The 21,389-nt window shown below is 66.2% G+C and carries 20 protein-coding genes; 14 read left to right on the top strand and 6 right to left on the bottom strand.

Annotated elements, in window-relative coordinates; all coding sequences use genetic code 11:
• Positions 1-98 precede the first annotated feature (98 nt).
• A complete protein-coding gene (locus ACX3PH_RS02415) occupies positions 99-857 on the top strand; it encodes a MerR family transcriptional regulator (RefSeq protein WP_459089003.1) in 759 nt (252 codons plus the stop codon).
• A gap of 84 nt (positions 858-941) precedes the next feature.
• On the opposite strand, the gene ACX3PH_RS02410 is transcribed toward ACX3PH_RS02415, so the two are convergent.
• A complete protein-coding gene (locus tag ACX3PH_RS02410) occupies positions 942-1,583 on the bottom strand; it encodes a hypothetical protein (protein WP_459089001.1) in 642 nt (213 codons plus the stop codon).
• A gap of 1 nt (position 1,584) precedes the next feature.
• Positions 1,585-2,244 (bottom strand): hypothetical protein, encoded by a 660-nt coding sequence (locus ACX3PH_RS02405; protein ID WP_459088999.1) that lies wholly within the window; start codon positions 2,242-2,244, stop codon positions 1,585-1,587.
• A 63-nt stretch (positions 2,245-2,307) separates the two neighbouring features.
• Between ACX3PH_RS02405 and ACX3PH_RS02400 the strand changes: the two genes are divergently transcribed.
• On the top strand, positions 2,308-2,973 hold the full coding sequence (locus tag ACX3PH_RS02400; RefSeq protein ID WP_459088997.1) for a TetR/AcrR family transcriptional regulator: 666 nt from the start codon (positions 2,308-2,310) through the stop codon (positions 2,971-2,973).
• 24 nt (positions 2,974-2,997) lie between these two features.
• Here ACX3PH_RS02400 and yczE (ACX3PH_RS02395) read toward each other — a convergent pair whose 3' ends face one another.
• Positions 2,998-3,621: a membrane protein YczE gene (gene yczE / locus ACX3PH_RS02395; protein WP_459088995.1), complete on the bottom strand. Its 624-nt coding sequence runs from the start codon at positions 3,619-3,621 to the stop codon at positions 2,998-3,000.
• 61 nt (positions 3,622-3,682) lie between these two features.
• Here yczE (ACX3PH_RS02395) and yczR point away from each other — a divergent pair, with 61 nt between their 5' ends.
• Positions 3,683-5,098: a MocR-like transcription factor YczR gene (gene yczR, locus ACX3PH_RS02390; RefSeq protein ID WP_459088993.1), complete on the top strand. Its 1,416-nt coding sequence runs from the start codon at positions 3,683-3,685 to the stop codon at positions 5,096-5,098.
• Between the two features lie 90 nt (positions 5,099-5,188).
• Here the strand turns inward: yczR and ACX3PH_RS02385 are convergent, their stop codons facing one another.
• Complete coding sequence (locus ACX3PH_RS02385; RefSeq protein WP_459088991.1) at positions 5,189-5,884, bottom strand: hypothetical protein; 696 nt, start codon at positions 5,882-5,884, stop codon at positions 5,189-5,191.
• 148 nt (positions 5,885-6,032) lie between these two features.
• Here ACX3PH_RS02385 and ACX3PH_RS02380 point away from each other — a divergent pair, with 148 nt between their 5' ends.
• From ACX3PH_RS02380 to ACX3PH_RS02365, 4 genes are all read left to right on the top strand, one after another.
• A complete protein-coding gene (locus tag ACX3PH_RS02380; protein ID WP_459089818.1) occupies positions 6,033-7,196 on the top strand; it encodes an ATP-binding protein in 1,164 nt (387 codons plus the stop codon).
• On the top strand, positions 7,193-7,861 hold the full coding sequence (locus tag ACX3PH_RS02375) for a response regulator transcription factor (RefSeq protein ID WP_459088989.1): 669 nt from the start codon (positions 7,193-7,195) through the stop codon (positions 7,859-7,861). The genes ACX3PH_RS02380 and ACX3PH_RS02375 overlap by 4 nt, the downstream gene beginning before the upstream one ends.
• 199 nt (positions 7,862-8,060) lie before the next feature.
• Positions 8,061-9,647, top strand: coding sequence for an ABC-F family ATP-binding cassette domain-containing protein (locus tag ACX3PH_RS02370; protein ID WP_459088987.1), 1,587 nt, complete (start codon positions 8,061-8,063; stop codon positions 9,645-9,647).
• A 138-nt stretch (positions 9,648-9,785) separates the two neighbouring features.
• Complete coding sequence (locus ACX3PH_RS02365) at positions 9,786-10,835, top strand: EamA family transporter (RefSeq protein ID WP_459088985.1); 1,050 nt, start codon at positions 9,786-9,788, stop codon at positions 10,833-10,835.
• On the opposite strand, the gene yczE (ACX3PH_RS02360) is transcribed toward ACX3PH_RS02365, so the two are convergent.
• Positions 10,768-11,400, bottom strand: a complete 633-nt coding sequence (gene yczE / locus ACX3PH_RS02360; protein WP_459088983.1) for a membrane protein YczE — start codon at positions 11,398-11,400, stop codon at positions 10,768-10,770. The genes ACX3PH_RS02365 and yczE (ACX3PH_RS02360) overlap by 68 nt on opposite strands.
• Before the next feature lie 70 nt (positions 11,401-11,470).
• Between yczE (ACX3PH_RS02360) and ACX3PH_RS02355 the strand changes: the two genes are divergently transcribed.
• Positions 11,471-14,749 carry an efflux RND transporter permease subunit gene (locus ACX3PH_RS02355; RefSeq protein ID WP_459088981.1) on the top strand — a complete coding sequence of 1,093 codons (3,279 nt, stop codon included), beginning with the start codon at positions 11,471-11,473 and terminating at the stop codon, positions 14,747-14,749.
• A gap of 52 nt (positions 14,750-14,801) precedes the next feature.
• On the opposite strand, the gene ACX3PH_RS02350 is transcribed toward ACX3PH_RS02355, so the two are convergent.
• Entirely contained in the window at positions 14,802-15,806 is a 1,005-nt protein-coding gene (locus ACX3PH_RS02350; RefSeq protein ID WP_459088979.1) for a LacI family DNA-binding transcriptional regulator, read from the bottom strand.
• A gap of 292 nt (positions 15,807-16,098) precedes the next feature.
• On the opposite strand from ACX3PH_RS02350, the gene ACX3PH_RS02345 reads away from it, so the two are divergent.
• From ACX3PH_RS02345 to ACX3PH_RS02320, 6 genes are all read left to right on the top strand, one after another.
• Positions 16,099-16,629, top strand: coding sequence for a TRAP transporter small permease (locus ACX3PH_RS02345; RefSeq protein WP_459088977.1), 531 nt, complete (start codon positions 16,099-16,101; stop codon positions 16,627-16,629).
• Entirely contained in the window at positions 16,626-17,903 is a 1,278-nt protein-coding gene (locus ACX3PH_RS02340; RefSeq protein WP_459088975.1) for a TRAP transporter large permease, read from the top strand. The genes ACX3PH_RS02345 and ACX3PH_RS02340 overlap by 4 nt, the downstream gene beginning before the upstream one ends.
• Before the next feature lie 54 nt (positions 17,904-17,957).
• Positions 17,958-18,995 carry a TRAP transporter substrate-binding protein DctP gene (gene dctP, locus ACX3PH_RS02335; protein WP_459088973.1) on the top strand — a complete coding sequence of 346 codons (1,038 nt, stop codon included), beginning with the start codon at positions 17,958-17,960 and terminating at the stop codon, positions 18,993-18,995.
• 76 nt (positions 18,996-19,071) lie between these two features.
• A complete protein-coding gene (gene aroQ, locus ACX3PH_RS02330) occupies positions 19,072-19,524 on the top strand; it encodes a type II 3-dehydroquinate dehydratase (RefSeq protein ID WP_459088971.1) in 453 nt (150 codons plus the stop codon).
• A gap of 8 nt (positions 19,525-19,532) precedes the next feature.
• A complete protein-coding gene (locus tag ACX3PH_RS02325; RefSeq protein ID WP_459088969.1) occupies positions 19,533-20,516 on the top strand; it encodes a Gfo/Idh/MocA family protein in 984 nt (327 codons plus the stop codon).
• Positions 20,513-21,385 (top strand): shikimate dehydrogenase, encoded by an 873-nt coding sequence (locus ACX3PH_RS02320; RefSeq protein ID WP_459088967.1) that lies wholly within the window; start codon positions 20,513-20,515, stop codon positions 21,383-21,385. Before ACX3PH_RS02325 ends, ACX3PH_RS02320 begins: the two co-directional genes overlap by 4 nt.
• Positions 21,386-21,389: the final 4 nt, after the last annotated feature.

Genomic DNA, 21,389 nt, shown 5'->3' with positions numbered 1-21,389 from the left:
CACGCTATATCGCGTTTCAGAATCCCGCAAGATATTTCGCTTGACATTGACGTAGCGTCAACCTTTATCGTCGTAGTCGAGCAGGAAAGGGGTACGGCATGGACTGGTCCATCCAGGACATTGCGCGCCTGTCGGGAACGACGAGTCGCACGCTGCGTCACTACGACGACGTGGGGCTGCTGGCGCCTAGCCGCATCGGCGGCAACGGTTACCGCTACTACGACGAAGACGCTCTCGCCCGGTTGCAGCGCATCCTGTTGTTGCGGGAACTTGGACTCGGCCTGCCGGCAATCGGCGAGGTGCTCGCGGGGCAACGCAGGAATGCGGATGCCCTGCTGGGCCACCTGCACTGGTTGCACAAGGAGAAGGAACGGCTTGACCGGCAAATCGCCGCCGTCGAGACGACGATCACGAAATTGGAGGGGGGTGAACAACTGATGGCAGAAGAAATGTTTGACGGCTTCGACCACACCCAGTACAAGGATGAGGTCGAGGAGCGGTGGGGCAAGGATGCCTATGCGAAGGGCAACAAGTGGTGGACGTCCATGTCTGCCGAAGAGAAGCGCGGTTGGAAGCAGCGTGCCGAAGACCTCGGCAAGGCGTGGATCGCGGCGGCCCAGGCCGGAATCGACCCAGCCGGCGACGAGGCCCAGGCCGTCGCGCAGCAGCACTTCGAGTGGCTGCGCGGCATCCCGGGCACCCCGGGCGGCGGAACGACCGGCCCGACGAAGGAGTACTTCGTGGGGCTGGGCGAGATGTACGTCGCGGACGAGCGATTCGCCGCCAACTACGGCGGTGTGGACGGCGCGACGTTCGTGCGCGACGCGATGAAGGCATACGCCGAGCGCAACCTGTAGGTCATCCGGCCACGCTGTCGTTTCGATGGAACGCGCCCGAATATTACTGCGCGTTCCACCGAAAACGGCGCGTGGCTGGCGCCGTCACAGCCGGTCGACGTTCACCGCGGCATCCACCTTCGACGGCTGCAGCCAGCGCCCCAGCCAGAGGTACCAGAATGGCCAGCTCAGCCAGGCGGCCAGGCCGGGGATGAGCCCGATCACGCCCAGCGTGAGTTGCGGCCAGGACAGCCACGGAAACAGGACCGCCGCCCCGACGAAGACGACCCCGGCGACCAGGCCGATACCGATCGCCTGGCCGAAACGTGCCAGCCGGCGCGGGTAGTCGGTGTCTGCCAGGAAGTGCCCGCTCACCCAGAACAGCCAGATCGCCTGCAGCAGGATGACCGCCACCGTGATCGGCGTGGCGACCTCGAATGACAGCACGTCGGTCACCAGGAGGAACGAGGAGATCGCCGCGACGGGCGACAGGACGATCACGACCCAGTTGAAAGCCCTGGTTCCCGGGGTGGTGGCTGCGTTCGCACCAACGTGAGCGATGAGGAATGGCAGAAGCAGATTGCTGAGGCCGGACAGGATGTCGCTCGCCGGCCCGAACCAGCGGGAACCGCCCCCAGGCAACTCGATCCCGTACATCAGGATGAGTGAGATGCAGGTGAACAGGGTGATCGCAAACAATGCGTAGCTGAGGGCGGCAAACCGGGCATCCCGGGCGGGGGCGGGCATCTCACAACCAACTCTCTGCTGCGACCGGCGCGGCAGGCTCTGCTTCGGCCGCCTCCGTCGGGCGCAGCCAGCGTCCGACCAGGAGATACCAGACCGGCCAGCCCAGCCACACGGATCCACCGAGGAGCACACCGATCCCGCCGACGATCAGCTGCGGCAGCGACATCCATGGCAGCAACAGGCTGACTCCGACCAGGAGGAACCCGGCGATCAGGCCGATGCCGATGAGCCGGCCGAACCGAGCGAGGCGCCGCGGGAACGTGGGGTCAGCGAGAAGCCGCCCGTTCAGCCACACCATCCAGGCGGCGAGGAACGCTGTCACCGTCACAGCGATGGCGCTCGGCACCTCCAGCGGCACCAGTTGTGCCGCGAGCAGGAAGGATGCGGCCGCCGAGCAGATCGTGAGCACCTCGAGCGCTCCGATGATCGCCCGCGACACGGCGGAGTTCAGCAGCCTGCGACTGAGATGAACGACGAGCACCGCCAGGAGCAGCTTGCTCGCGCCATCGAGCGTGTCGCTGGCCGCCCCGAAGTAGTACGGTCCGCCGCGGGGGACCTCGATGGAATACATCGTGATGAGGCACACGCCCGCCAGCAGTGTTGTTGCGGCGAGGGCGAATGCGACTCGAGCGATGCGGACGTCGCGGGTGGGAACAGCCATGGTCCGGCTCCTTAGTGTTACTAGTGATGATCACTAGTGACTGTCACTAGTAGTGTAAGGAGGGTGAAGAGCAGCGTCAATGGGGAAAATGAGCCGAAACTCAGCCGAAAGGAGCGGGCTGGACGCACGCGTGCACGCATCCTCTCGGCCGCCCGCGAGGAGTTCACGGCGAGCGGCTATCACGCCACCACCATGGTGGTGATCGCGGCCCGCGCCGACGTTGCCGTGCAGACCGTGTACTTCGTCTTCGGCACCAAAGCGCAGTTACTCAACGACCTGCTGGGCGTATCCGTCATGGGTCAGTCCGAAACCGGTACCCCGATCGCTCGGCCCGAGGATTCGGACTGGTTCCGGGACGCACTCGAGTCGGGCGATGGCGCGACGGCGATCGCCCACTTCGTCCGGGGGACCGTGCCCATCTATGCGCGAGCAGCAGCCGTTGCGGAAACCGCGCGCGTCGCGGCAAGGACTGATCCTGATGTCGCCGAGGTCTATGAGGAATCGGAGCGCCACCGCTCCCGCGAATTCCGGAAGGTCACCGAAAGCCTGGGCGCGCACGGTCTGCTGCAGCCCGGGCTGACGGCTGCGCGGGCCGGCGACATCCTGGTCACCCTCCTCGGGCCGCAGAACTATCTGGCGTTCACCGCCCAGCATGAATGGACCGACGCCGAATTCGCGGACTGGGTGACGGATGCCCTGGCACGGCTGCTCCTGCCGCCCGTCGACTGACGGGAGTGTGACCCGACCCTGACGTCAGGGAGTCGCCGGAGCGACGGATGCCACGCTCTCGCTGGTCCGCGGCGCATCCGGTGCCCGCAACAGTGGCATCGTCACGTTGACCATCGGTCCGATGAACAGCGCGAAGGCGACCGTGCCCAGCCCCACCGTGCCGCCCAGCATCCAGCCGGCCGCCAGCACGACGACCTCGATGGTGGTGCGCACCACCCAGATGCGAACGCCGTAACGGCGATGGATGCCCGTCATCAGGCCGTCCCGGGGGCCGGGTCCGAACCTCGCTCCGATGTAGAGGCCGGTCGCGATCGCCAGCAGTACCAGGCCTGCAGCGAAGAGCAGAATCTGTGCCCAGAGTTCTGTCTGCGCCGGGATCAGCCACAGGCCCACCTCCGCGCTCGGGCCGATCAGCAGCACGTTGAGCACGGTTCCGATGCCCGGCTTCTCGCGGATCGGGATCCACAGGAGCAGCACGGCCAGGCCGATGAGGTTGGTAACCAGGCCGAACGCGAGCCCGGTCTGGATGGATACGCCCTGGGAGAGCACATCCCACGGCGAGACGCCGAGGCCGGCGCGAATCATCATGGCGATGGCCACCCCGTAGAGGAACAGGCCGATGAGCAGTTGGGGGATCCGACGAAGCATGATGATATCCAATTTGACTATTGGCCTTATATCAAGAGGCCAATCGGCGTAAAGTGGCCTCATGGCATCACTGTCTGCTCGCGCGCTGGCCGCCCTCCTCAGCGATTGGCGGGGAGAAGGGCCGTCCGCCTACGCGGCTCTCGCCGGCCGCATCCGCCTGCTCATCGTGGACGGTCGTATCCCACTGGGCACCCGCATTCCCGCCGAGCGAGACCTCGCGGCCGGGCTCGGCATCAGCCGGACCACCGTGACAAGGGCGTACAGCGAATTGCGCGAATCCGGCTACCTCACCAGTGTGCGCGGCTCCGGCAGCATCGCCCGCCTCCCCGGTCGTGCGCCGGTGTCCATCGACGCGGGCCTGAGCGACTACCTCGACTTTTCGAAGGCGGCCATGCCGGCAGCGCCCGGGATCGTGGATGCCGCCGAGCGGGCAACCGCAGACCTGCCCGCCTACCTGAGCGGCACCGGTTTCGATCCGGTGGGAATCCCGGTGCTGCGCGAGGCGATCGCCGAACGTTACCGGTTGAGGGGGCTGCCCACCGACCCGGACCAGATCATGGTGACGATCGGCGCGCAGCACGCCATCGCCCTGTTGGCCCGCACCCTGGTCGGCCGGGGCGACAGCGCCATCGTTGAGGTGCCCACCTACCCGCACGCCTACGAGGCCCTGCGCCATGCGGGCGCCCGGCTGGTTCCGGTGAACGTCTCGGTGGACGACGGATGGGACCGTCTCGCGCTCGAACAGGCGATCCAGCGCTCCAGTCCGGCGGTGGGCTACCTGATGCCGGACTTCCACAACCCGACCGGCCAGAGCATGCCGGTCGAGCTCCGGCAGCGGGCGCTCGAACTCGCCGAACGGCACGGCACCCGGCTGATCGCCGACGAGACGATGGCGGAGCTCTCCCTCGACCACGATCATCCGGTCACGCCATTCGCCGCTCTCGGCGACGCCATCTCGATCGGATCGGTCGGCAAGACCGTGTGGGGCGGCCTCCGGGTCGGCTGGATCCGGGCCGAGCGGCCTCTCATCCAGAAGCTGGTGCGGGCGCGGATGGCTGGCGACCTCGGCACGCCGATCCTCGAGCAGCTCATGGTCGCGCGGCTGCTGGCCGACTACGACGTCATCCTCGCTGAGCGTCGAGCCCAATTGCGGACCGGTCGCGACCACCTGGTCTCGGCGCTGCGATCCGCGTTTCCCGAGTGGTCGGTGCCGCACGTGCCCGGCGGCCTGACCGCCTGGGTGAACATCGGGCTGCCGGTCAGCTCCCAGTTGACGATCGCCGCCCGGAGCCACGGGCTGCTCATCACGGCGGGGCCGCGATTCGGCATCGATGGGGCGTTCGAGCGGTTTCTGCGCATCCCGTTCAGCTACGCGCCGGAGGAGACCGATCGCGCGGTCGCCGCCCTTGCCGCGGCCTGGGAATCGTTCGCCCAGCTCCCGGTCGGGGAGCAGCCCTACCTGACCGATGTCGTTTGAGCATCCGCCGCCGCGCTGTCGTTTGAGTGGTCCGCGCCCGCACCTGCGTGCGCGAACCACTCAAAACACCGCGTCGCGGCAGTGGGCAAGCTAGGCGCTCAGCGCCTCCGACTTGCGAGCGGCGTCCGCCGCGGTCGTCGCCGCGGATGCCCACACCGTCAGCGGGCTGCGCCAGACCGCCACGGCGAGGGCACCCAGGGTGCCGAGGTAGAGCAGCCCGGAGGCGAGGGTGGCCCACTCGGTGATGCTCGTGCCCACGAACTCGATGACCAGCCACAACCAGATCGCGTACGGCACCCAGCGCGGTCCAACCTTGGCCCGCAGCACGGCAACGCCGAGCAGCAGCATTCCGAGCACCGTGCCGACCGTGCCGCACAGCATCATGATCATCAGAGGCAGGGGCATCTCACCGTCGAGCAAGCCGGCGTAGACCGTGTGGTTCGCGGTGTCCGCCGCCATCGCCAGCTGCACGAGCTGGGTTCCGCCGAAGACCGCGTGCCCGAACCCGCCGATGACGGCGACGGTCCCGGCGATGACGGCGATGATGGGCGCGCGGATGCCGGCCAGGTGGGAGATGCCGAGCACCGCGATGATGAACGGCAGTTGGGCTACCACGAAGGCTGTCGCCGAGATGGTGGCCATGGTTCCTGCCGCATCGATCGCGGCGAGGTTCTCGGCGGTGCCCTGGGCGAACGCGGGCATCAGCGCAATGGAGACAACGCTCAGCACGGCGTTGAGCACCAGGCTGATGGCCGCGACGGTGCGGACATAACGGGCAGTGATCATCATGACTCCTTCGGTGGGGGTCGCGATGATCGCGACCTGCCATGACGGTAGGGAGCGCCCAGGGTGCGCGTCATCAGCCCCGGGTTGATGAACGCATCAACTTGCGGCTGATGCTGTCGGTCACTGCCGTCACTAGGCTTGCCCCGTGATGCAGCGGATGCTGGGAAAGCGGACGTTGGTGGCCTGGGTCATCGACGGGTCGTTCGCTGTCGTGCTGACCGCACTCGCGCTCATCGAGATCTGGCTGCCGCTGCCATCCGTCGCCGGTAGTGGCTCACCCGTCACCAGCTCTGTTGTTGCGATCATTCTGTGCCTGACTCTGGCATTGCGTCGGGTCTGGCCGCTGGCCACGGCGCTGGTGGTCCTGTTGACCTGGCCGATCGCCTTCAGCATCCAGCCCGTTCTGGTGTTGTTCTGGGGGCAATTCGTTCCCATCGTGGTTGCCACCTATTCGGTGGCCAGGCACGGCAACCGGCGGGAGTCCGTCATTGGCGCGCTCGCGGCCGCTTCCTGCCTGTTGTTCTTCGATTTTCGCGTCACCGAACTGCAGGATCCTGGCGAGGTGTTCTTCCACTGGTTCGGGGTGGTGCTCGCCTGGCTGATCGGTCTGCTGGTGAACCGGGCGGAACGACGCGCTGTCGAAGCCCAGCACCGGGCGGTCGAGATCGAGACGGAGAGCCGCACGCGGATGCTGACCGCCATCGCCGATGAGCGGTCCCGGATCGCGCGCGAACTGCACGACGTTGTCGCGCACGCGGTCAGCGTCATGGTGGTGCAGGCCGGCGCGGCCGAGCAGGTCGTCGACGATGACCCGGCATACGCGCGGAAGGCGCTGTCGAACATCCGCAATACCGGGGCGGATGCCCTGGGCGAGATGCGTCGGGTGGTCGCCATGCTGCGCGACAGCACGGACGAGCCGCTGCGGCCTCAACCGGGCCTCGACGGCTTGTCCGCCCTGGCTGATGACGCGCGAAACGGCGGGCTGGATGTCTCGATCGCCATCCAGGGAACACCACGTTCGCTTCCTCCCGGCCTCGACCTCGCGGCGTACCGCATCGTGCAGGAGGCGCTCACCAACGCGCGGCGCCACTCGGGTGCCACGCGCGCCGACCTCACCGTCGACTACACCGACACCAGTGTGCGGGTCGAGGTGCGCGATGACGGCTCCGGCGGGCACGGGTCGACCGACGGGCACGGGCTGATCGGCATGCGGGAGCGGGCGGCCGTCTACGGCGGTCGGCTGGAGACGGTGCAGAGCGACGGCCGTGGGTTCACCGTGCGCGCCGAACTCCCGTGGGCGGTGACCGCGTGACCGATCCGGCCCAGATCCGGGTCCTCGTCGCCGACGACCAGGAACTGGTGCGCGGCGGTTTCCGGCTGATCCTGGAGCGGGCCGGGATGCTCGTCGTCGCCGAGGCAGGCGATGGCCTGGAAGCCGTCAACCTCGCCAAGGAGAATTCGCCTGACATCGTGCTCATGGACATCCGGATGCCCCGCATGGACGGCATCGAGGCGACCAGGGTTCTGCTCGCCGGGGATGAGCCCCGGCCGCGCGTGCTTGCCCTGACCACTTTCGACCTGGACGAGTACGTCTACCAGGCGGTTCGAGCGGGGGCGAGTGGGTTCCTGCTGAAGGACGTCTCGCCGGACGACCTGGTGCATGCGGTGCGCTCGGTGGCCCGAGGTGACACGCTGCTTGCGTCAGCGGTCACCCGGCGACTGCTCGAACGCTTCTCGAAGGCACCGCTGGACGGGGTGCTTCCGGCACAGTTGTCCGGACTGCCGGAGCGCGAGCTCGAGGTGGCCAGGCTGGTGGCGCGCGGGCTGTCGAACTCCGACATCGGGCGCGAGCTGTTCCTCAGCGAGGCCACCGTCAAGACCTACGTGTCGCGCCTACTCGGCCGGCTCGGGCTGCGCGACCGAGTGCAACTGGCCGTTCTCGCCTACGAGACCGGGCTGGTGCGCCCCGGCGCCTAGCCCTTGCATCCGTCCATCCGCTCTGGCACCATAGACCGTCGGCCCGCACATCGCAGGGCCTCGACACAGCAACCTCCGAGAGAGTGCCAAGCCAGTGAAGATCTCCGCCTCCACGCCTGACCCCAGGCGCTGACCGAACCTTCACGCGTAGCGGAAGGCCTCCCGCGTCAGTGCACCCTGACGTTTCGAGGAGGCCGTTTTGGCTCATACATCCACCCCTTCCATTGTCATCACCAACCTCAGCCTGAGGTGGCCTAACGGCTCGACGGCGCTCGAAGCCATCACGGCCACGTTCGGCTCTGGCCGCACCGGTCTCACCGGCCTCAACGGGTCAGGCAAGACGACCCTGTTGCGGCTCATCGCGGGTGAGCTGACCCCGACCACCGGCACCGTGACGACAACGGATGCTGTCGCCTACCTGCCGCAGAATCTTCCGCTGGTCACCGGCAGCACCCTCGCCGAAGCCCTCGGAATCGAGGGGAAGGTGCGAGCGCTGAATGCCATCTACTCCGGCGATGCCACTGCGGAGAACTTCGATGCGCTCCAGAACGATTGGGGCGTCGTCGAACGTGCCCAGGCGGTGCTGTCCGAGCTGGGGTTCACCACCGAGGCGAACCTGGACCGTGCGGTGCAGACCCTGTCCGGCGGGGAAGCGGTCCTGGCCGGCATAGCCAGGCTGCGGCTGGCGGACGCCCCGATCGCCCTCCTCGACGAACCGACCAACAACCTCGACCGGCGCGCCCGCGAACTGCTGTACTCGGCGGTGCGCACCTGGCGTGGTGCGCTCGTCGTCGTCAGCCACGATCGCGAACTGCTGGAGCTCATGGATGACACCGCCGAACTGAGGGCGGGCAGCATCCGCATCTTCGGTGGGAGCTTTTCCGCATTCACCGATCAATTGCGCCTCGAGCAGGATGCGGCGGCGCGGATGCTGCGCTCGGCCGAGCAGGAACTGCGGGTGGAGAAGCGGCAGCGCGCCGAAGCCGAGGTGAAGCTGGCCAGCCGGGAGCGGTTCGGCCAGAAGGCGTTCGAGAACAAGCGCGAACCGAAAATCATCATGAACGCGCGCAAACGTGAAGCGCAGGTGTCCGCCGGCAAGTACCGGGGGATCCAATCGCAGAAGGTCGCGGATGCGTCGCACGCGGTCGCCGAGGCCGAATTGCGGGTACGCGAAGATGCTCGCATCCGTATCAACCTGCCCGGGACCGCGGTGCCCGCCGGCCGTATCATGCTCGAGCTTGCCTCCACGCCGCACCCGATCGAGGTGCGTGGACCGGAACGGGTGGCGCTCACCGGCGCCAACGGCGCTGGCAAGACCACGCTGCTCCGTGAGATCGTGCGTGATGCGCCGAGTGAGCGGGTGCCGTTCCGCATCGACAGCGTTGGTTACCTTCCGCAGCGGCTCGACGTGCTGAATGACGACTCCAGCGTGCTCGACAACGTGCGAGCAGCAGCGCCGTCGGCACCACCCAATGCGTTGCGGGCGCAGCTGGCGCGGTTCCTGATCCGCGGCGACCGGGTCGACCAGCTGGCCGGCCGGCTGTCCGGGGGCGAACGCTTCCGGGTGTCGCTCGCCAGCATCCTGCTCTCCGAGGTGCCGCCGCAACTGCTGCTGCTGGATGAGCCGACCAACAACCTCGATCTGCAGAGCGTTGACCAGTTGGTCGATGCACTGGACGCGTACCAGGGTGCACTGCTGGTGGTCAGCCACGACCGGTTCTTCCTGGACCGGCTTGGGATCACCACGTGGCTGGAGCTGCGCGCCGGGCTCCCGGTGCTCGCCTGAGACCCGCCGCGCGCCGTTTTCCGTGGATCGCGCCCGTGAATGCGCCGCGTGCCACTGAAAACGCAGCGCGGCGGAAGTCCGAAACCCGAGGCACTGTGGCGTGCCGCCATACCCGCGAGTCCGTGAAACGATTGCCGGATGCGCCACTTCGTCTTCGTCCTGCTTGCTGCGATCTGTTTCGGCACGACCGGCACCGCGCAGGAATTCGGGCCGGATGGCGCATCCGCTCTCTCCGTCGGGGCAGCCCGTATCGCCATCGGCGGTGGCGCACTTGCGCTCGTGGCGTGGCTCGCGCGGGCAATGTTTGCCAGCGCTCGACGCGGCGGCCTGTCCGCCAGCGCTGCGTCCGGCAGTATCCCCATCGCCCCCGAGGGCGCGATTGTCACCCCAGCCCTGTCGCCAACGACGGAGATCCGCGCGGGCAGCGGCGTGTTGGCGACGGATGCCCGGGGTGGCGCGAAAATCCCCGTCGTTCGCGACAGTCGAGCGGCCGCTCCCACCTGGCTCCTCATCGCGTTCGGCGCGGCCGGGGTGGTCGCCTACCAGCCGGCCTTCTTCCTGGGCACGAGCCTCAACGGGGTCGCGGTCGGCACGATCGTCGCGCTCGGCTCCGCGCCGATCCTGACCGGCGCGCTGGAGTGGGCGGTGACCAGGGTCTTTCCGGGAATCGTCTGGCTCGTCGCCACCCTCGTCGCCACGGTGGGAGTGGTGCTGCTCACCGGCATTGGCGGGGCGGATGCGATCAGCGTCGAAGGCCTGGCGGCGTCGCTTGCCGCAGGTGCCTCCTACGCCGTCTACGCCCTGGCGAGCAAGCGCCTCCTCGTGAGGGGGTGGACGCCCACCGCCGCCATGGGGAGTGTCTTCGGGTGGGCTGCCGCGGCATCCGTTCCCCTGCTGCTGGTCACCGACCTGCGCTGGCTGGCAACCGGAAGCGGCATCGGCATGGCCCTGTGGCTCGGACTGGTGACCACGACTCTCGCTTACCTGCTGTTCGCGCGCGGGCTGATCGGCCTGAGTGCCGCCACCGTTTCTACGCTGACCCTTGCGGAGCCGTTGACGGCAACCCTGCTCGGCATCCTCGTCCTGAACGAGCAGCTCTCCGGCAACGCCGTGATCGGCATCATCGTTCTGGCGCTGGGTCTCGTTCTTCTCGTGTTACCGCGGCGGGCACCAGCAATATCGGCATGAAGAAGCCGGCGAGCGGGCCGATGAGCAATGCGAAGGCGAGCGTCCCGACTCCGACGTTGCCACCGAGCAGCCAGCCGATCACCAGCACGGCGACCTCGATGCCGGTGCGCACCACCCAGATCGGCCATCCGGTCACCCGGTGAAGCCCGGTCATCAGGCCGTCGCGCGGTCCGGGCCCGAAACGGGCTCCGATGTAGAGGCCGGTTGCGAAGCCGACCAACACCAATCCGAGTGCAAACGACAGCACGCTCCAGACCAGGTTCGTGGGGACCGGGAACCAGACGAACCCGACCTCCACGAAAACACCGATGAGCAGCGCGTTGGCGATAGTGCCGATGCCCATCTTCTGGCGGATCGGAATCCAGAGGAACAGCACCACGATGCTGATCAGGATGGTCAGGAAGCCGAAAGCCAATCCGGTCTTGAGCTGCAACCCCTGCGTCAGGACGTCCCACGGTGCGATGCCGAGTTGCGCCCGCACCATGAGGGCGATTCCGAGCCCGTAACAGAGCAATCCAACGAACAGTTGCGCGATGCGCCGGGTCATGGTGAGGGCTGGAGACACCAGATCATTCAACACTAAACCGGGGGCCTGAAATACTAGGACTCCCACCCCACCTCTTCCCGGGAGCGCCGTGCATCTCCTCTCCGTCTTCAGCCTGCGAAATCGCGCGCTGATCGCCCTGGTGACGATCGTCGTTGCCGTCTTCGGCAGCATTGCGCTCACGTCCCTGAAGCAGGAACTGATCCCGTCGGTCAGCTTCCCGCAACTCGTGGTCGTCACGGCCTATCCGGGCGCCGCTCCTGAGGTGGTCAACGAGGATGTCAGCACCCCGATCGAAACGGCGATCCAGGGGGTGGCCGGGCTGGAGGGAACCACGGCGACATCGCGCACCAATGTGTCGACCATCTCCGCATCCTTCGCCTACGGCACCAACCTGGCCACCGCGGAGCAGAAGGTGCAGCAGGCGATCAACCGCATCAAGTCGACGCTGCCGGAGGATGTCGACCCGCAGGTGATCACCGGCAGCATCGACGACCTGCCGGTCATCCAGATCGCCGTCACCAGCAACCTCGACATTCGCGACCTCACCGCCCAGCTGGAAGCATCGACGCTGACCGACATCCAGGCGCTTGAGGGCGTCCGCGAGGCGAGCCTGCTCGGCACGATCGGGCAGCGCCTGACCATCACGCCGGACCGCGCGGCGCTTGCCGCGGCTGGGGCCACCAGCCAGGCGATCAATGACGCGCTCGACTCGAACGGTCTGCTGCTGCCGGCCGGTTCGATCACCGAGGGCGATCAGACGCTGACGGTTCAGGCGGGCACCAGGATCGAGTCGGCGGATGCCGTCGGCGCCCTCCCGCTGTCCGGCGTCACCGGACCGGATGGCGAGCCGTTGACGATCGCGGATGTCGCCAGCGTCGAGATCTCAGACGACCCGATCACCGGTATCTCCCGAGTCAACGGTGAACCGTCGCTGACGATTGCCGTCACCAAGACCCCGGCCGGGAACACGGTTGCCGTGTCCGGGCTGGTGCAGGACCTGATCCCCGAACTGGAGGAGTCCCTCGGCAACGGCACGCAACTCACCGTCGTCTTCGACCAGGCCCCGTTCATCGAGCAGTCGATCGAGTCACTGGCCACCGAGGGCGTGCTCGGGCTGATCTTCGCGGTCATCGTCATCCTGGTGTTCCTGCTGTCGATTCGCTCGACGCTGGTGACCGCGATCTCGATCCCGGCATCCGTTCTCATCACGTTCATCGGCATGCAGGCGGCCGGGTACACGCTCAACATCATCACGCTGGGTGCGCTGACCATCGCCATCGGACGGGTGGTCGATGACTCGATCGTCGTCATCGAGAATATCAAGCGGCACATCGGTCTCGGCGAGCACAAGCTGGTGGCGATCCAGACGGCGGTCAAGGAGGTCGCTGCCGCGATCACCGCGTCGACGGTGACCACGGTGGCGGTGTTCCTTCCGCTGGCCCTGGTCGGCGATATCACTGGGGAGCTGTTCCGTCCCTTCGCATTGACGGTGACCATCGCGCTGGCCGCTTCGCTGTTCGTGTCGCTCACGATCGTGCCGGTGCTGGCGTACTGGTTCCTCGGCAAGAAGGTGGACGCGAGGCTGGTCGAGCCCGTCGCGACCCCGTCCCCATCCCCGTCGGTTGAGCTCGCCGAAGGGCACACCCCGCCGGTTGAGTTTGTCGAAACCCCCACGGGCAACGTATTCCAGGTCGCATCCACGACCCCGGCGCTACCGGCGACCAGCCCGTCCAACGCGACGCCGACCTCCCGCCGCGCCATCCGCGACCGCACGGAGAACGCCGACCTCCACGAACTCGACACTCCGACCCGGCTGCAGAGGGGCTACCTCCCGGTCATCCACTTCACTTTGAAGCGCCCCGCGGTCACGATCCTCGCGGCGGCCCTGGTGTTGGGCGGCACTGTGGCGATGGTTCCGAGCATGAAGACGAATTTCATCGGCGACAGCGGCCAGAACACCCTCAGGGTGAGCCAGACCCTTCCCCTCGGTACCAGCCTTGAGGCGCAGGATGCGGCGGCCCAGGTGGTCGAGGACGCACTGCGCGCCATCGACGAGATCGAGACGGTGCAGTTGTCGATCGGTTCGGGGGGCAGTTCCCTCCGTGCGGCTTTCGGGGGTGGCGGTGGTGTGACCTATTCGCTGACGACCGATCCCGACGCCGATCAGGAGGCCCTGCAGGCCGAGGTCCGCGAGGCGCTCGCCGAGCTCGAGGACGTCGGCGAGGTGTCGCTTGCGGCCGCCGGTTCCGGTTTCGCCTCCAGCGACATCGCCGTGAACATCACCGCGAACAGCAACAGCGACCTGACCGAGGCAGCGGATGCCGTACTCGCCGCTGTCGAAGAACTTGGCGTGACGGCGGAGGCGGCGAGCAACCTGGCGGTCTCGCAGCCGTACATCGCGGTTCAGGTGGATCGGGTTGAAGCCGCCCGTCTGGGGCTAAGCGAGCTCGCCGTCGGCGGGATGGTGTCTAGTGCGATGCTTCCCCGCGTTGCGGGAACAGTTGTCATCGACGAGAAGACTTTGTCTATCTATATCGACACCGAGGGGGCGCCGGTCACGATCGAGGAGCTGCGCGCCTTCCCGATCCCGACCGCGCAGGGACTGACCCCGCTGGAGAGCCTGGCCACGGTAGCTGAGGTGGACGGCCCGGCATCCATCACCACCATCCGGGGCATCCGTTCGGCCACCGTGAGCGTCACGCCGAACAGTGACGACGTCGGTACAGCCTCGGCCGAAATCCAGGCTGCCGTCGACGGCGTCTCGTTGCCGGCCGGGGCCAGCGCCGAACTCGGCGGCGTGACCGCGCAGCAGGGCGACGCGTTCCAACAGCTGGGCCTCGCTCTGCTGATCGCCATCCTGATCGTCTACGTCGTGATGGTCGCGACCTTCAAGAGCCTGCGCCAGCCGCTGCTGTTGCTGGTCTCTGTTCCGTTCGCAGCCACCGGGGCGATCGCCTTGCAGGTGATCTCCGGCGTACCGCTGGGTGTCCCGTCGCTGATCGGCGTGCTCATGCTCATCGGCATCGTGGTGACGAACGCGATCGTGCTGATCGACTTGGTGAACCAGTACCGGGACCGTGGGATGAGGGTGGGCGATGCCATCGTGCACGGCGCCAGTCGACGACTCCGCCCGATCCTGATGACGGCGCTGGCGACTATTTTCGCCCTCCTGCCGATGGCTGTCGGGCTGACCGGTCACGGCGGCTTCATCTCGCAGCCGCTGGCTATCGTCGTGATCGGCGGGCTGGTCTCGTCCACCCTGATGACGCTGGTGGTGCTGCCGTCGCTGTACTACCTGGTTGAGGGCGCCAAGGAGCGGCGGCTCGAGCGGAAGGCCGGGAAGGCCGGTCCTGTGACGAGCGCGTAGCCCCGCTGGGTGAAGAATCGCCCTGCAAGCATTCTCGACACCGGTCCCGAGGTCAGTGCGCGGCGGCGACAGCAGTCGACTCGCGAACATGCAGCAGCCCCTGCAGGTTGTGCTGCCTTCCTGCTGGTGCGCCGTCGATGAGTGTGAGCAGCACATCGGTGGCGAGGCGGCCGGCCTGCACGATGGGTGAGGCGACCGTAGTGAGGGCGGGCTGGCAGAAGTCGGCACCGAAGGTGTCGTCGTAGCCTACGACGCTGATCCTGCCGGGGATGTCGATGCCGAGGTGGCGGAGCCGCTTGATCAGCCCAATGGCGAGCTGGTCGTTATATCCGATGATGGCGGTGGGATTGCGCGATAGCGCGGTCTCGGCGGCCGCTGCCCCTTGGTCGATGGTGGGCATGAACGGTCCGATCCGCTCGACCGAAATGCCGTGGAGCTCCGCTGTCTCACTGATGCCCTTCCACCGACGGGGTTCTGACCACGAGAGCTTGGGTCCGCCCACGTAGACGACGCGCTTGTGACCGAGCGATGCGAGGTGTTCGATGATTTGCCGGCTGCCGTGCTCGGTTTCGAGCACAACGCTGGTGACTCCGTCGACTTCGCGGTTGAACGAGACGACGGGGCGGCGGCGGCTGAGGTCGAGCAGGTCGCCGTCGGAGAGGCCGCGTGCGGCGACGATAAAGCCGCTCACCGAGCCCATGACGCGATTGATGTGCAGGCGCTCGATGTCGGCCGACTCGTCGGTGATGCCGAGCATCACCGAGTAGCCCGCTGAGCGAGCCTGCCGTTCGACGCCCTGGATGACTCCGGCGAAGAAGGGGTTGGAGATGTCCTGAACCATGAGGTCGATGCTCTTGCCGGCCAGAACAGGCATGCGGGTAATGGCGTTGGGGCGGTAGCCCAGTTCGTCGGCGACGCGCCGCACGATCTCGACTGTTTCCCGGCTGACCCGTTCGGGGTTGGAGAAGACGCGAGAGGCGGTGGAGGTTGCGACCCCCGCCGCTTCGGCCACGTCGACCAGGCGCACCCTCGGTGTGGCTCGGGCATTCGGCGACATGGCTCTCCTCTTGAACGGTTAACCGATTATGGCAAATTTTGGCAAACTGCGTGCAACAGCTTGTCAAGTCGTCCAGACTGACCTGAATGCACCATCCTGCTCGCAAGAATCTTTTGGCAATTGACTGGAACACAGCGGATCTTTCGGGTGCCTGATAGAGGCATCGCGCTTTTGGAACGACATTCCGAAAATGTTGTTCCAACGGCGGGTCTGTGCAAGGCTACGGATCGCGCAGCGAAATAATCCTGCTGCAAGAACCGTGTACGTCGAGGCAAATGAAGGATGTAGCTCAATGAAGAGACTGGTTGACCAAGCGCGGGGGGTGACGCGAATTCTGGGCATCGCAGAGACCATTTTGGGCGCTCTGCTCATGCTGCTGATCTTCGCGCTCATGCTCCTGCAGGTTGCGCAGCGTTACCTGCCGATTGGCCCGGGGGTTTGGGTGGGCGAGCTGGCCCGCTTCGGACTCGTCTGGTTGACTTTCGCGCTCGCCGGCTATCTCGTGAGTAAGAACGAGCACGTCGCGATCGGCGTCATCGACACCTGGCTCAAGGGTGATGCCTGGCGTCGCGGAGTGATCGTCTTCGTCAATATCGTGATCGTCGTAGTCGCCATCCTCTTCGCCATCGACGCATGGGCGATGGTCCAGGGCGCGACGATGCAGAAGACACCGGCCACCGGCATCCCGCTCTCATTCATCTACATCATCCCGTTGATCGGGTTCGTACTCTCTGCGGTGCATGGAGTCGTCCGGGTGTTCTCTGGCATCACGCTGCCGCTCGCCGACCTGATTGACGAAGAAGAGAGCCTGGCCAACGCATGAGCCTCCTGCTGTTTGGCATCCTCATTGTCGTCCTGCTCATCGCCCGGGTTCCCGTCGCGTTCTCGCTTCTCGGCCCGTCGATCATCTACGTGCTCACGAACGGCATGTCGGACGGACTCGCCTCGCGGATTGTCGCCGGTGGCGTTAACAGCTTCGCGCTGTTGGCCGTGCCGCTCTTCATCCTCCTGGGTGTCATCGCCAACCGTTCGGGCATCGCCGATCGCATCTTCGACGCGGCCGTGGAGACCCTCGGCAAGCTGCGCGGCAGTCTCGGCTACGTCAACGTGCTCGTCAGTCTGGGTTTCTCCTGGATGAGCGGGTCGGCGTTGGCGGATGCTGCCGGGCTCGGCAAGGTCGAGGTGCCGGCCATGGTGAAGCGCGGGTACCCGAGGCGCTTCTCCGTCGGTGTCACGGCGGCGTCGGCACTGATCAGCCCGGTCATGCCCCCGAGCATCCCGGCCGTCATCTATGCGTCGATCGCTGCAGTGTCGACGGGGGCCCTCTTCGCCGCGGCCATCGTCCCGGCGTTCCTCATGGCCGCCGGCATGTTCATCACCGTCTGGGTCTGGGCGCGCAAGCACCCCGAGCTGCGCGGCGAGGACTTCAACTTCAAGCGCTGGTGGAAAGCCACCGTGCGGGTGCTTGGCCCGCTCGTCGCGCCGATCATCATCCTCGGCGGCATCCTCGGTGGATTCTTCACGCCAACCGAGGCAGCCGGAATCGGCGCCCTCTACGTGCTCATCCTGGGCTTCCTCTACCGCACGATCCTGTTCAGGGACATCCCGTCGATCTTCAAGGAGGCCGCCGTCACGACTGCGTCGATCACGTTGATCCTCGGCGCATCAGCGCTGCTGGGGTGGATCCTCGCTCGCGAACAGGTGCCCCAGGCGGTTGCCAAGTTCCTGCTGTCGCTCACCGACAACCCCTACGTGTTCCTGCTGCTCGTCAACCTGCTGCTGATCCTGCTTGGCATGTTCATCGAGCCGACGAGCGCGCTGGTCATCAGCGTGCCGATCCTGCTGCCCATCGCGGTGCAGTTCGGGATTGAGCCGGTGCACTTCGGCGTCATCGTCATCATGAACCTCATGATCGGTCTGCTGACACCACCGATCGGCGGCGTGCTGTTCGTGTTGAGTACTGTCACGAAGACGCCCATCGACGAGGCGTTCAAGGGCGTCGCGCCATTCCTCATCCCCTTGGGTGCCGTCCTGCTGATTGTCACCTTCGTACCGGCTCTTGCCCTGTTCCTGCCGGAGGCTCTCGGCATGCTCTGATCTCAACCCCTGTCCCTGTAACACAGCAATACATCAATTCAAAGGAGAAACAAGATGTCCATCTCACGTAAGCAACTGCTCGCACCGCTCGCGCTGCTTTCAGCGGCCGGGCTCATGCTCGCCGGTTGCTCCGCCGATAACGGCGGGTCCGGCGACGACGCAAACGGTGGCGAAACCATCGAGTTGACGCTCGCCAACAGCTACACCGATGATCACCCGCACAACCGGTGCGGGGCGACGGTAATCGCCGAGCGCATCAATGGCATGGATATCGGCCTGCAGATCGAGGTCTTCGCCAACAGCACCCTCGGCGGCGACGCTGACCGCTTCACGTCGCTGATGGCGGGTGACATCGACATCGACATGCAGGGCTCTTCGGCCATCGGGTCGACCTACCCGCCCATTGGGGTGCTCGACGCGGCCTATGTCTTCCGCGGCGCAGACCACATGTTCGACTACTTCGCCAGCGAACAGTCAGACACGCTGAAGGAGGATCTGCTCGAAGCGACCGGTACTCGGGTCATCGAGCCGTTCTTCTTTGGCATGCGCACGTTCAGCGCCAACTCCGCGATCCGCACCCCAGAAGACCTTGAAGGCCTGCGGATGCGCTTCCCCGACACCCCGGCCTACCTCCAGAACGCCGAGGCGCTCGGTGCCAACGCGGTAGCGGTTGCGTTCGAGGAGATCTTCCTGGCGCTGCAACAGGGAATCATCGACGGCCAGGAGAACCCCATTCCCACGGTGGCGTCGATGAGCCTCGACGAGGTTCAGAGCCACGTCAGCCTCAACAACCACCAGACAGGCTTCCAGCTTGTGCTGATCAATGAGGAAACGTGGCAGGGCTTGAACGACGAGCAGCAGGGGGCCTTGAACGAGGTTATCGCCGAGGTTCGCGACGAGAACCGCGTCTGCATCGACGAGGATCAGGAAGCGATCATCGCCGAGTGGGAAGAGGCCGGAACGGTTGAGGTCGTTGAGGACGTCGACATCGAAGCCTTCGAGGAGAAGGCAGAGGAGTACTTCCTCGAGAAGTTCACCGGTGCCGACCTGGAGCTCTACGAGAGCATCCGCGCTTCGGCTCCTGCCGCCTAAGTAATGTCCCTGAGGGCCCGGCCGTCGCGCCGGGCCCTCATCTTCCACCGCACCATTCCCTGAAAAGGAGCCATCGATGACCGAAACCGCCCGTCCTATTGTCAAGGTGCTCAACGGCCCCAACCTCAACCTCTTGGGCTTGCGCGAACCGCACCTCTACGGCTCCACCACTCTCGCGCAGGTGGAGAAGCTCTGCGCCACGACGGCCGCCGACCTCGGCATCGACATCGAGTTCCACCAGAGCAACCACGAGGGCGTCATCATCGACCTCATCCATGAGGCACGTGAGCGCTGCCAGGGCATCCTCATCAACCCCGCCGGGTTCACGTCGACGTCGATCGCGATCCTCGACGCGCTGCTCGCATCCGAGTTGCCGATCGTCGAGGTGCATGTCACGAACATCCACAAGCGCGAGGAGTTCCGTCACATGTCGTATGTCTCGAAGGCGGCAACGGCGGTCATCGCCGGCGCCGGACCGCAGGGGTACGAGTTCGGCCTGCGACACCTTGCCGCGCTGACCGCGAAGTAGCTGCGACCGTGAGCGTGCGCTGGGGAATTCTGGGAACCGGTTTCATCGCCGAGCTTTTCGCCGCCGACCTGAACCACGTCGGCGCTGAGCTGGTTGCCGTGGGTTCTCGCAGCGACGCATCCGCTCGACGTTTTGCCGAGCGGTTCGGCGTCCCCGTCGCCCACGATAGTTACCGTGCGCTGTGCGAGGTCCCCTCGATCGACGCGATCTATGTCGCGAGCCCGAACCCGTTTCATGCCGAGCATGCCCTGATGGCACTTCGGGCCGGCAAGCACGTGCTGCTCGAAAAGCCGTTCACAATGACGACGGATGCCGCACGCGCGGTGATCGATGAGGCGGCGGCACGCGGGCGGGTCGTCATGGAGGCGATGTGGACTCGTTTCCTCCCGCACATGGTGCGCGCCCGAGAGATTGTCGCGGACGGGACGATTGGCGAGCCGCGGGCACTCGAGGCCAACCTGAGCCAGGCCTTTGCGCCCGATCCCGAACATCGGCTCAACAATCCGGAGCTCGGCGGCGGCGCCTTACTCGACTTGGGCGTCTACGTAGTCTCGCTGGCCACCGATTTTCTCGGCCTGCCACGGCAATGGCATGCTGTCGTCAGCCCGGCGCCCACGGGCGTCGACAGTCAGGCGTCGATTGTGCTCGGCTTCGATGGCGGCGCCCAGGCGGCGCTGCACATCGGCCTCGACCATCGCGGCTCGATGCGGGCCACCCTGCTGGGCACCCTGGGGCGCATCGAGATCGATGATGCCTGGCACCGGGCGAGTGCCCTGAGCGTGTTCGACAACGAGGGAACTCTTCTGGAACGCTTCGAGCCGGTGGTCGAGAGCCGCGGGATGCAGTTCGAGGCGGCAGCGTTCGAGGCGTTGATCGCGGACGGCGTTCTGGACAGCCCTGTGATGCCGCAGGAACAGACTCTGGCTGTGCTCGAAGTTGTCACCGACATCCGCGACCGCTTTATGGCGGAGCAGCCACAGGAGCGTCCATGAGCAGTCTCGGTGAGAGCCATCTGGTCGGGCTGATCGGCAGCGGCATCACCCGTTCGCTGACTCCGCCGATGCATGAGCGCGAGGCCGATGAGCTGGGCTTGCGCTACCTCTACCGACCCATCGACCTCGACATCCTCGGTCGTCCTGCGAGCGACGTGGGCGCGCTGCTGAAGGAGGGCCGCGATTTGGGCTTCACCGCCTTCAACATCACGTTTCCGTGCAAACAGATGGTGCTTGAGCATCTCGACGAGCTGTCGGCCGACGCCCGGTCGCTCGGCTCGGTCAATACGGTGCTCATTCGAGACGGACGGTTCATCGGCCACAACACCGACCACTCCGGTTTTGCCTGGGGGCTGACCAACGGGCTGGCGGGTGCATCCCTGAACAGGGTTGTGCAGCTCGGCGCAGGCGGGGCCGGGACCGCAGTTGCCTATGCACTGCTGACGGCGGGGGCGCGAACGTTGCACATCAGCGACCTCGATGCCGACCGCGTGAGCGCGTTCGTGGCAACCCTGGGGGCGATTTTCCCCGATCGCGATATTGTGGCGATCGGCCCCTCTGACCTGCCCGGCGTCATGCCGCTTGCCGATGGGCTGGTCAACGCAACCCCGGTAGGCATGCACCACCACCCGGGGCTCCCGCTCGACGAGTCGTTGGTGCGCTCGCACCTGTGGGTTGCCGACGTTGTCTACCGCCCGCTCGAGACCGAACTGCTGCGCCTCGCAACAGATCGCGGATGCCGCGTGCTCGACGGCGGAAACATGGCGGTCGGCCAGGCGATCGACACGTTCGAACTCATCACCGGGGTCAGTCCCGACCCGGCGCGGATTCGCGCCCACTTTCTTGATCTGATTGCCCGGGAAGTCTGACGAA

The sequence above is a fragment of the Homoserinimonas sp. A520 genome (assembly GCF_054489245.1).
The sequence above is the reverse complement of the archived record's forward strand: the minus strand, read 5'-3'. Positions and strand labels throughout refer to the sequence as shown.